The 463-nt window shown below is 66.1% G+C and carries 1 tRNA gene; it reads right to left on the reverse strand.

What is annotated here, in order from left to right:
* Positions 1-152: 152 nt before the first annotated feature.
* Positions 153-233: transfer RNA gene (locus OQ02_RS44560), tRNA-OTHER, on the reverse strand.
* Between the last annotated feature and the right edge of the window lie 230 nt (positions 234-463).

Genomic DNA, 463 nt, shown 5'->3' on the forward strand with positions numbered 1-463 from the left:
TTGCAGGGCACGGTGACCAGGCCGAATGAGATGGCTCCGGACCACAGGGGACGGGGCATCGCGAGCTCCTCCAGGCCCCCCTGGGCGTGTTCCCAGGCTATGCAGACCCGGCTAGTGATCGCACAACTGGTGTTGCAGAAGGAGGGTGTGGATTGCCTCGCCGGGATTCGAACCCGGGTTTCCGATTCCGGCGAGCCGGAGACCGGTGTCCTTGGCCGCTAGACGACGAGGGATGTCCGGCATCGTACGGGTCGAGGCCGAGATAGCACACCAGAAATTCGGTGTCAGAGGTCGGTGACACGGACGCGAACCCCATAAGGTCCATCGCTGCCGATCGCCTGTGCCTGCTCGAACAGATCGGCGCCGGTGAAGCCGAGGAGGGAGCGGTCGGCGGCCGTACGGTGCAGCGGCACGATCTCGTCGGCTGGCCGGCCTCGACGAGTTTCGGCGAGCTCGGCGTACG

It is taken from the genome of Saccharothrix sp. NRRL B-16314, assembly GCF_000716595.1.
Classification (GTDB): Bacteria; Actinomycetota; Actinomycetes; order Mycobacteriales; family Pseudonocardiaceae; genus Actinosynnema.